Source organism: Paenibacillus thermotolerans, from assembly GCF_028745515.1.
Taxonomy (GTDB): Bacteria; Bacillota; Bacilli; order Paenibacillales; family YIM-B00363; genus Paenibacillus_AE; species Paenibacillus_AE thermotolerans.
On sequence record NZ_JAQZSG010000015.1, the window covers coordinates 103,816 to 114,928 of the forward strand.

At 56.1% G+C, this 11,113-nt stretch carries 5 protein-coding genes and 1 pseudogene; 1 reads left to right on the plus strand and 5 read right to left on the minus strand.

The window, feature by feature from the left end; all coding sequences use genetic code 11:
• Positions 1–65: 65 nt before the first annotated feature.
• Entirely contained in the window at positions 66–1,892 is a 1,827-nt protein-coding gene (locus PT964_RS14275) for an ABC transporter ATP-binding protein (protein ID WP_274364031.1), read from the minus strand.
• Between the two features lie 304 nt (positions 1,893–2,196).
• Here PT964_RS14275 and PT964_RS14280 point away from each other — a divergent pair, with 304 nt between their 5' ends.
• Positions 2,197–2,424: a hypothetical protein gene (locus tag PT964_RS14280; RefSeq protein ID WP_274364032.1), complete on the plus strand. Its 228-nt coding sequence runs from the start codon at positions 2,197–2,199 to the stop codon at positions 2,422–2,424.
• 449 nt (positions 2,425–2,873) lie between these two features.
• Here the strand turns inward: PT964_RS14280 and PT964_RS14285 are convergent, their stop codons facing one another.
• The 4 genes and pseudogenes from PT964_RS14285 to PT964_RS14305 form a co-directional block, all read right to left on the minus strand.
• Complete coding sequence (locus PT964_RS14285) at positions 2,874–5,894, minus strand: efflux RND transporter permease subunit (protein ID WP_274364033.1); 3,021 nt, start codon at positions 5,892–5,894, stop codon at positions 2,874–2,876.
• A gap of 207 nt (positions 5,895–6,101) precedes the next feature.
• Positions 6,102–6,362 (minus strand): metal-sensitive transcriptional regulator, encoded by a 261-nt coding sequence (locus PT964_RS14290; protein ID WP_425262728.1) that lies wholly within the window; start codon positions 6,360–6,362, stop codon positions 6,102–6,104.
• A gap of 894 nt (positions 6,363–7,256) precedes the next feature.
• Positions 7,257–9,642: pseudogene (locus tag PT964_RS14295) on the minus strand (heavy metal translocating P-type ATPase); the annotation flags it as partial.
• Positions 9,643–9,657: 15 nt separating this feature from the next.
• Positions 9,658–10,473 carry a hypothetical protein gene (locus PT964_RS14305; RefSeq protein ID WP_274364036.1) on the minus strand — a complete coding sequence of 272 codons (816 nt, stop codon included), beginning with the start codon at positions 10,471–10,473 and terminating at the stop codon, positions 9,658–9,660.
• Positions 10,474–11,113: the final 640 nt, after the last annotated feature.

Here is an 11,113-nt window from a genome sequence, read left to right on the forward strand (position 1 = left end):
GTCAACGAGGTTGACAATTTTGTCAGCGAACGCTGACATATTCGTCAATAGGACTGACAAACTTCTTACGCTCGAGCGGCCGCCTTTAACTGCAGCGCCGGAGCCGATACCGCCGCCGATGCCGGTGTCATCGCAGCCTCCGGAACGGACTTCTCCGAATGCTGCTTCGCATACAGCTCTTTGTAATACCCGTTCAGCTCCAACAGCTTCTTATGGCTGCCGCTTTCGATAATTTTCCCGTCCTTCAGTACGAAAATCGTGTCCGCATGCAGCACGGTCGACAGCCGGTGGGCGATCATGACGACCGTCTTTTCGCGTCCGAACCGTTCGATCGACTGCTGAACCAGCTTTTCGCTCTCATTGTCCAGCGCGCTGGTCGCTTCGTCGAGCAGGATGATCGCCGGATCCTTCAGAAATACGCGGGCAAGCGCGATCCGCTGCTTCTGGCCGCCCGACAGCTTGATCCCCCGTTCGCCGACCTCCGTGTCATAACCGTCCGGAAGGGCGGCAATAAAATCGTGAGCGAACGCCTTTCTCGCGGCGGCCATCACCTCGTCGTCCGTCGCATCGAGCTTCGCCAATCGGATATTGTCCTTGATCGAGGAGCTGTACAGGAAATTATCCTGCGTCACGATTCCCATGTGCTCTCTAAGGCTGGAAATCGAGTAATTTTTTATATTGACTCCGTCGATGACAACCTCCCCGCGGTTCACGTCATACATGCGGGTCAACAGCTGCAGGACCGTGCTCTTGCCCCCGCCGCTTCCTCCGACGAATGCGTACGTCTTCCCTTTTTCAATGGCGAAAGACATATTTTTAATCACTTCGCTGCGTCCGCCGTAAGAGAACGACACGCGGTCGAACCGGACGGAATCCGAAAAACTTTTCAGCTCTACAGGCTTCTCGATCTCTTTCACGGCAGCCGGCGTATTCAAAAACTCGAACACTCTTTGCAGCGCCACGCTTCCCTCCGTAATGGCGGGATAAGCTTGCACCAAGGCGGCTACCGGCGCTCTCATCCGGTCTACGTAAGCAAAGAACGCCATTAAACTGCCGAGCGACAGGCTGCCGTCAATGACGAACATGCCTCCGGCCAGCACGACGAGAAACGGCGTAACGTCGCTGAGCACGTTCACCGCGGACAAAGTCAGCGCATTGATTCCCGCCTGCCGATCCGTCAGCCGCTCATATCGGTTCAAGTGTCCGTCCAGCTCCTCTTGGTCCCGCTTCTCGGACGAAAACAGTTTCGACAGGAACGCACCCTGAATTTTCTCAAAAACGAAGCCGCTTAGAACGGACCGGTACTGCATCATTTCCTTCGTCGTCTTCTTCAATTTCTTTGAAAGCAGATGCGCCAGCGTAAACTGCACGCCTACCAGCAGCACGGCGAGCAGCGTCAGCTTCGCGTTTAAGGTGAGCATAACGCCGACTACGAACAGCAGCACGATCAGCTCGATCCAAATGTTAGCGAAGGCCGCCGTCATAAACCCGCGGATTTTCTCGATATCGTCGAAAAATCGCGTTCCGATTTCCCCGCTCTTGTTGTCCGCAAAATATTTGGCATCCAATGTATGCACCTTGCCGAACGTATCCCTGCGCAGCGCCCGGATTATATTGTTGTTAGCCTTATGCATGAAATATTGCCTGACGTATTCCATCGGCGCTCGGACCAGGAAGAAGACGGCAAGCATGCTGCCGGCAATGAGCAGCAGCTGCGCAAGCTTTTCCTCGCGAAGCAGCGCTTCATTCTGCAGCAGATTGTCGAACAAATATTTGATGACGAGCGGAACCGAGAGCGGAATCAGAAACCGGAACAAGCTGCCTACGAACCCTAGTATATAGAGCTTCTTTTCTTGATTGACATAAGGCAAAAAATGTTTGAACGCATTCACAATGAAATCCCCCTGTACGCATCAGTTCTACTGAAATCATCGTAAGGTACGGAGGGGCGCCCCAACGCGCAAACAATGAACGGAGCCGCGCAAACAATCGTTGCTGCCGCGCAAAAGATTGCGGCGCTCACGCAAAAGCTGATTCACTGCGGAGCCGTTTTGGCCCCGCAGCCGCAGGAGTGCGGTATTTGCGCGGGGAACGCAATCTTTTGCGCGGGCGGGCGCATGATTTGCGCATTGCAAGCCTTCTCCCGGCGGTACTATGAATTCAGATGAAATTTCGCGAGAAGAAGGAGCATTCGATATGAAGTGGGGTACAATTATCGATCTGTTCGGAACGGCAAGCAAAATCGGGCTTTTGCTTAGCTTTTGCGCAGCGTTGTGGCTCGAGGCGGCCGGCAGCGGCAACGAAGAGCTGAAACGGCTTGTGAGTCATTGTGCGGCAATATTCGTTATCATGATGGGAGTTACGCTGACAGTCTATGTATGGGAGATTGCCCGTAAACGGAATCGAAGGAGCGGCAGTTTATAACATTCGAAAATTCCCGACGGGACAAAAGCTTTCTCAACAGTCCATGACGGCATCCATTGAATTCGGGCATTACGTTATTACGAGATATCAGGGTGCGGGATATATCTCCGGGTAATTTGGAGAGGCAATCTCAGGGATCGGACCTATGATTCGGTTCATTCTTACGTAACGGACAGGGATGCAGTTATTCGGCGATTTGAATGGAGTTTGCAGCTTTAACGGACACCATTGCAGTTATTGCCTAGATTAAGCAGGGATGAGCGCCGAAAATCGGGGTTTAGCGTCTGTGCTGTCCGTTAGAAAAATGGCGGCGGGTCAATAGGCCATATAGCGTCTGTGCTGTCCGTTAGCGTCGCAGGGGGTAGTGGGGACGTATCCGTACTGCAAAAAACTTAACATTCCGGCATATAAAAAGTCCATCCGCCGCTTAAAGCAGATGGACTTATTTATTATACGGCTTGCGGCACTTGGCTCGGAGCCGCTTGTCTTTCGCGCTTGGTCAAGCTGTAAATCGTAGGGACGATGAGCAGCGTCAGCAGCGTCGAGCTTGCAAGTCCGCCGATGACGACGATGGCCAGCGCCCGGGAAACCAGTCCTGCCTCGGTGGAGAGCGCGAGCGGCAGCAGCGCCCCGACGGTGGCGAGAGCCGTCATCAGAATCGGCCGCACGCGGGTGACGCCGGCTTCGATTAACGCCTGACGGTTCGGCATGCCGCTGCGTTCGTTCTGCTTCACGCGGTCGAGCAGGACGATGGCGTTCGTAACGACGATGCCGTTCAGCATCAGCAGTCCGATCATGGCCGGCATGCCGATCGGTTCTCCGAGAATGTAGAGGCCGAGAACGGCTCCGATAATGGAGAACGGGATCGCCGCCAGAATGACGAACGGCATTAGCGCTTCGCCGAAGGCCAGCAGCATGACGAAGTAAACTAAGATAATGCTGACCGCAAGAGCGATCCCCATATTAACAAAGCCTTCGTTCATCTCTTTGGCTGCGCCTTCGGACGTCCACGTTACCCCGTCGGGCAGGTCCAATGCATGGATGGCGGCGAATGCGTCGCTTGTCACCTTCGAGGAGTTCTCGTCGGTGATGGTGCCGTACACTTCCATATATTCCTTCTGGTCCAGGTGCGAAACGACCGTCGGTCCCAGCGACAAATTGACGTCGCCGATTTCAATCAGCTTTACCGGAAGCCCCAGACGGTTGGTCAGCTCTTGCTCCTTGAGCCGCTCCATATCCGAGGTATGATCGGAATGCAGCTTAAGAATGACGTCGGAAGGCTTGCCGTCGATATCGGCGCGGGTAATTGCGCTTCCTTCAACCATCGTCCGCAAGCTCAAAGCGACCTCGGCAGGCGTCAATCCGTGATCCGCCAGCGCTTCATGGTTGAAATCGATCGCCACCTCCGGCTTCTCGCCTTCCGCCGAGCTGCGGACGTCTTCGAGACCGTCCACTCCCTTCAACGCCTGAGCGATTTGCTCGGAGCCTTCGAGAATCGCTTCGCGGTTCGGCCCGTTCACGATAATGTTCAGATACGAGCTTCCGAACATGCCGACCCCGGCAAGCACAATGCTTTGCGCGCCTTCTATGTTCTCAAACTCGCCGCGCAGCCGGGCAGCCATCTTGTCGGTATCCGCATCCGGATCCACCTTGAAGGAGACGCGAGCGCTCTCATTCGAGGCGTAGGTATTGATCCGCAGCGCATTCGCATGAGTTTTCACCGCGTCCTCCACCTGCTTTGCGACCCGCTCGGTCGCCGCCGCGTTCGAGCCGACCGGCATGTCGATATTCACGTTAAAGGTGGTCGCCTTCTCAGCCGGCAAAAAGTTGAAGCCGATCAAGCCGAGCGCCGGAATCGCGGCGCTGCCGAGCAGCAGAAGAACGGCAAGGCTGAGCGTGATGAGCCGGTGCTTCAGCACCCAGTTCAGCGTCCGGCGATACGTCCGCTGAACGCCGTTTTCTTTCGGCTCGACGTGCTTCACCTTGAGCAGGAACAGCTTCGACATAAGCGGCACGACGGTTACGGCAACGAGAAGCGAGAACAGAAGCGAGACGACGACCGTCCATGCGAGCGGCACGAAAAATTTGCCCACGATGCCGGGGACGAACGCCAGCGGCAAAAATACAGCAACCGTTGTCAGCGTCGACGATGTGATGGCGGAGGCGACCTCCCGGGTCGATTGCTCGACGAGCTCGTCGCTGCGATGCTGAACGCCGCTGACCCGGCGGAATACGTTCTCGATGACGACGATCGAGTCGTCCACCACGCGTCCGATCGCGACGGCGATCCCCGCCAGCGTCATCATGTTCAGCGTATAACCGAAATAATTAAGCACGATAAACGAAGCGAACATGGACAGCGGAATGGAAACGATGGCGATGACGGTCGACCGCAAATTGCGGAGGAAAAGCAACGTGACGATGACGGCCATAATCGCCCCTAGCACGACTTCCCTAAGCATGCTGTTCACCGAATGCTCGATGTCCTTCGATTGATCGAGCAGCACCTCATAATCGATGCCGGCCGGCACCGCAAGCTTGTCGATGCTTTTCTGTATGTTCTTCACGGCGCGAACCGCGTCCTCGCCGCCCTTGGCGGTGACGGTAACCGTTACGGCGGGCAGTCCGTTCATCCGGGAAATCGCGGTATCCGCCGTGTCATATGTCACATCGGCAATATCGCTGAGAGGAAAGCTTTGCAGCTTGCCTCCCGAAGCTTGCAGCGATTCGGGCGTCGGTACGGCCGTAAGCCGGATATTCTTGATATCTTCCACCGACTGCAGCGTCTCGTCGATGCGGATCGGCAATATTTGCGCATCGGTCCGCAAGTCGCCGACCGGTATCGATACATTGTTCGCGGTAATGAGCTGGCGGACCTGGTCGAGCGTCAGCCCCTTTTCTTTCAGATCGTCCGGACGGACGCTAATGTACACGTTCTTGTTGACTGCGCCTCTGATGTTGACCTGATCGACGCCTTGAACGGAACGAATCGCGGGCTCGACCTGCTCCTCCACAAACCGCTGCACCGCCGCCTGATCGGCTCCGCTGAACGCAATCATGTAAATTTCCGGTTCCAGCTTTTCGGTAAAAAACTGCGGCTCCCTTGCCTCTTCGGGAAGATCGGCTTTGGCTACCACACTGCGTACCTCCTCCTCCACAGAGTCGATGTCCGCCGCCATGTCGGTTTTCAGTATGCTGTAAAAGCTGTTCGGATTCCCCCAGGCGTATACCCCGACGACTCCGTCAATATTCGCGAATTCCTTCTCCAGCTTCTCCCCGATATCCCGCATCGACTGCTCCGGCGAAGCTCCCGGATACACAATGCTGACGTGCAGGTAAGGGATGTCGACATCCGGGTATTTTTCCATCTTCATCTGCGTGACGGCGAACAAGCCCGCTCCGACCAGGACGGCAACGATCAAAAAGATCGCCACCGTATTTTTCATGCTAAAACGAATTACGCTTCTCACAATAATTCTCCTCCAACGATAACGTTCGATTTCGCGGCAAACCGCTTCTTGTGGAAATTATAGGGTACACCGCGGAAGCGGCGATACAGTCTGCGGGCGAAACGAAGCAGGACCAAAGTCGGGTTTTTATTCCGGACTTTTTGGCGCGGGCAAAAAAAAACAAGCCGCTGCCAATAGGCTTCCTGCGGCTTGCCGATGCGTTCCTTGCTATCTCATCAGCTTGTTTACGCTTGTCAACAGCTCGTTAATGACCTCTTGATCGCCGGAGCGGATCCGTTCCGCCACGCAGCTTCTTAGATGAGACTCCAGCAGCAGCTTTGCGACGCCGTCCAGCGCCGATTGTACGGCGTTGATTTGATTCAATATATCGTCGCAGTATGCTCCCCTGTCGACCATCCCTTTGATGCCGCGAACTTGGCCTTCAATCCGGTTCAGCCGGGCGGCGAGCCTCGGTTTCTCTTTGTCCATCTACTCCACCTCAACGACGAACGGCACCGTAATCAACTTCCCGTTTCGTTGAAATTGCGCCCACAATTTGTATACTCCGGCGCTTGGAAATTCCGTTACAAATTTTGCTTCCGGTCCTTTAGCGTCCTCATCGATCGGATGAACGTGCAAATATTGTTCCGTATCTTCGCTCAGAACGACTACATGGCCCACAGCCCCCAAATAAGGCTCCAGATCCGCGACGGGCTCTTTCGTTTCCGCATCGGCCAGCGTAAAGCTAAGCTCAAATTCCGCACCTGCCTGCGGGTGGTCGTTCACCAGCGTGACCTGCACGCCGTCCGCGACCTTCGAATGCTTCCGGTCCGGCTTTAACGGAATCGGCTCCGTCTTGCCGCCTTCGACCGAGATCCACTCCGTCCGGGTCGTCGTTGCCCCTCCGGTCGGCACATAGTCGGCAATCAGCTTGTACTTGCCGCCTGCGGGGAAAGAGGTAACGATCTCGAACTCTCCGCCTCCCTTATATTCGGGATGGATATGGTCGAAATAAGACAAATCGCTGCTGACTACGATCAGGTGAAGCAGCTTCTCGTGATTGATGTCGAACCGGTCGACCGGTTTCCCCTCTTCGTCCTTGATGCGAATTCGGATTATCGTGTCTTCGCCCGCGATCGCGTTCTCCGCGGACCATTCCGCTTCGGTTTTCAGCGAAACAGCGCTTTCCCCTCCGCCGCCGTGACCGTGAGACATTTGCGGCTCCTCCGCCGATACTTGGGCGGCCTCGGGCGCCTCCTTCTGCTTGGTAAGGCCGTAGCCGTACCCGGCAAAGAAAGACATGCCGGTCAGCAGCAGCACGAGTACGAATTGCATTTTCCCGTTCATTCCGATATCTCCGTTCTTCTCCGTTTTTCCCGCGTCCTGCAGCCGAAGGGCGTTCAGCACGACGGATACCGAGCTCAGCGCCATCGCCGAGCCGGCCAGCCAAGGCTCGAGATAGCCGAATGCCGCAATCGGTATGCCGATCACATTGTAGGCAAGCGCCCAAAATAAATTTTGCTTAATGTTGGCCATCGTCCGCTTGCTCATAAAGAACGCGTCCGGGATGGCGTTCAAATCGCCACGCATTAAGGTGACATCCGCCGCTTCAATCGCCACGTCCGTTCCCGTGCCGACAGCCATTCCGATGTCCGCCGTCGCGAGCGCCGGGGCGTCGTTCATGCCGTCGCCGACCATGGCCACTTTCTTGCCGGACGCCTGCAGCTTCTTGACCTCGTTCGCTTTCCCGTCCGGCAGCACCTCGGCCAGCACCTCGCCGATGCCGGCTTGCTCCGCGACGGCCTTCGCCGTACGGGCGTTATCGCCGGTAATCATCACGACCTCGAGGCCGAGCCGCTTCATCCGGGCGATTGCCTCGGCGGACGTTTCCTTGATCGCATCCGCCGCCGCCGCCATGCCGGCATACGTTCCGTCAACGGCGGCAAGCATTGCGGTTTTGCCCTGCGCCTCCAGTCGACTCATTCGCTCCAGCGCGGTATCCGGTACGCTCACATTGTGCCGCGCCATCAGCCTTCTCGTCCCGACCAGGATGCTCCTGCCCTCTACGGCCGCCGCAATCCCGAATCCCGGGATCGCTTGGAACGACTCCGCTTGCGGCAGCGATACGCCCCTGCCGCGGATGCCGCTCACGATCGCCTCGGCAAGAGGGTGCTCGGAGCTTTGCTCGGCCGAGCCGATCCAGCGGAGCAGGCTCGCCTCCTCAAATCCCGGCTCCGCGAACACGTCGGTCAGCTCCGGCTTCCCCTTCGTAACCGTGCCGGTTTTGTCGAGAACGACGGTCGTAATGCGATGGGTATTTTCCAGATGCTCCCCGCCTTTGAACAGGATGCCGAGCTCGGCCGCCCGGCCGGAGCCCGCCATGATCGACGTGGGCGTCGCAAGTCCTAAGGCGCAGGGACAAGCGATGACAAGAACAGCGATCGCTTTCTCCAGCGCCCCGGCGAATTCGCCCCGCTCCGCAATGAAAAACCAGATCAGGAACGTGATGACGGCGATCCCGACTACAATCGGAACGAATATGCCCGAAATGACGTCCGCGATTCGCTGAATCGGCGCTTTGGAGCCTTGAGCCTCCTCGACGACTTTAATAATTTGGGACAGCGCCGTGTCTTTCCCGATCTTAGTCGCCCGCACCTTCAGGCTTCCGTACTTATTTACCGTAGCCCCGACGACCGGCTCGCCCGGGAACTTCTCGACCGGCATGCTTTCGCCGGTCAGCATCGATTCGTCAACAGCCGACCGGCCTTCCGCTACGACTCCGTCCACCGGCACTTTTTCTCCGGGTCTAACGAGGAATACATCGCCGACCGCAACGTCTTCCACCGGAACGGTTATCTCTATGCCGTCGCGAATGACGGCAGCCGTCTTCGCCTGCAGCCCCATTAACGTCTTGATCGCTTCGGAAGACCGGCCTTTGGCGAGTGTTTCAAACAGCTTGCCGAGCAAGATGAGCGTGATCAGCACGGAGCTTGTTTCGAAATAAAGCTCAGACGGTTTTTCCGCAACCGCAATATAAAGGCTGTAAAAGTAGGCAGCCGAGGTTCCCAGCGCCACGAGCACATCCATGTTTGCGCTGCCGCTGCGCAAAGCTTTGAACGCGCCGAGATAGAACCGTCCTCCGATCAAGAATTGAACGGGAGTTGCCAGCCAGAGCTGAAACCACGGGTCCATGAAGCGCTCCGGGACCCAAATCCAAGACGTGAAGGAAAAGTGGCCGACCATCGCCCACAACAAAGGAATCGTAAGCAGCGCGGACAAAACCGTGAGCAGCTGTTGACGGCGGAGCTCCCGGCGTCTATGCTCTCTGTCTTTTGCCGGGTCCGGCATCGGTTGCGCCCCGTACCCCAGCTGCTCCACTTTCTTGATCAAATCCGCTGCCGTCGTCAAGGAAGGCGCGTAATCGATGCGGGCGGTTTCCATCGCCAAATTCACCGACGCTTGGACGCCTTCCATTTTGTTCAGTCCTTTTTCAATGCGGGCCGCGCAAGCGGCGCAAGTCATTCCGGTAATCCGGAACGTCTCTTGGCGCTTTTCAACCGCCGCTCCATCAAGCGCAGACATAACCTTGCTCTTCGATGGCCGCTTTAATTTGTTCCTCGGCGATCTTGCTCTCGTCGTATTCGACCGATGCCGTGCCCGACGCAAGATCGATGATGGCGGACGCCCCGATGTTCCGCAGTGCGCTCAGTATGGTGTGTACGCAATGATTACAGGTCATTCCATTAATTTTCAGTTCGATGTTTCTCATATTCTCGTTTCCTCCCTATTGGACATTGACTACGTATGAAACCGTAAATACTTCGCCGTTCCTCTGGAACTGGCCCCAAACTTTATAGATCCCGGCGCGCGGAAACTGCGTTTCAAATACCGCATCCGGACCAGACCCTTGCCCTTCTTCGGCATGCACGTGCACATAGCGCTCCCCGTCCTCCGACAGGATGACTACGTGTCCGACCGCCCCCAAATACGGCTCCAAATCCGTGACGGGCTCCCCGGTTTGCTCATCCGCAATGGAGAAAGTCAACACGGTATCTTCTTTCGCCGTCAACCCGCCGGTCGCAAGCGATACCTTATTCCCGTCAACGGCTTTCACCAGGCTTTCGTCCGGAACGACCGGAAGCGGCGGTGCGCTTTCGCCTTTTTCTACCTTCACCCACTCCAGCTTCGACATCGAATCGCCGTTCGACGGCCTAAAATCGGCAATAACCCGATATTCGCCTCCGGCCGGAAAGTCGTTCACGATCTCGAACACGCCGTCCCCTTTATACTCCGGGTGAATATGGTTGAAGTACGATAAATCTTTACTGACGACGATCAAATGCAGCAGCTTCTCGTGCGTGATATCGAAGTCTCGGATCGGCTCCCCCTTATTCGTGATTTCAAGCCGGATGCGGGTTCCCTCGCCGGACCCGGACTCGGACTCTGAAAGCGTCCATTTCACATCGACGTTGTCGGACATGACACGATCGCTGACGACCGCCAGCTCTTCCTCCTCCCAAGAAGGCTTCGAGCCGCACGCCGATAGCAGCATTACGGACATCAACATCAACAACAGCAGCGACACCATTTTTTTGTTCATATCAAAACTCCTTGCTTTATTCGTTATGCAATCATCATAAAGCAGAGGGAGCTTCCCGAACGCGCAAACGATGAACGTCTCTCCGCAAAAAAATGCGGCACCCGCGCAAGAAATGGAGGTTGAAGCAGAGAGTTGCTCGAGGTTAGAAGCGGCTATCTCAGGTTTCGGCGCAACGGAGTTTCGGCGCAGCGGGGTATCGACGCAACGGAGGATCGGGGTATCGGAGTTTCGGCGCAACGGAGTTTCGGTGCAACGGGGTATCAGTACAACGGAGTTTCGGGGTATCGGACCTATCAAATTCGGAAAGCCGGCGGCTCGGTCTAACGGACATAGGGACAGTTATTCGGCGTTTTAAATAAGGTTTTCTGTTTTAACGGACACCACTGCAGTTATTGCCTCGAAAAAGCGGGGATCAGCACCAAAAATCGAGGGTTAGCGTCTGTGGTGTCCGTTAGCGAGATGGCGGTGGGCAAATCGGCAATATAGCGTCTGTGGTGTCCGTTAGCGAGATGGCGGTGGGCCAATTGGCACGTGGTGTCCGTTAGCACCGCGGGGGTAGCAAGGAGTGACGAGAACCAACCTAATCATTCCGGCGTAAAAAAAACTACGACGGCATGTTTAACGAACAATCATTGTTCCA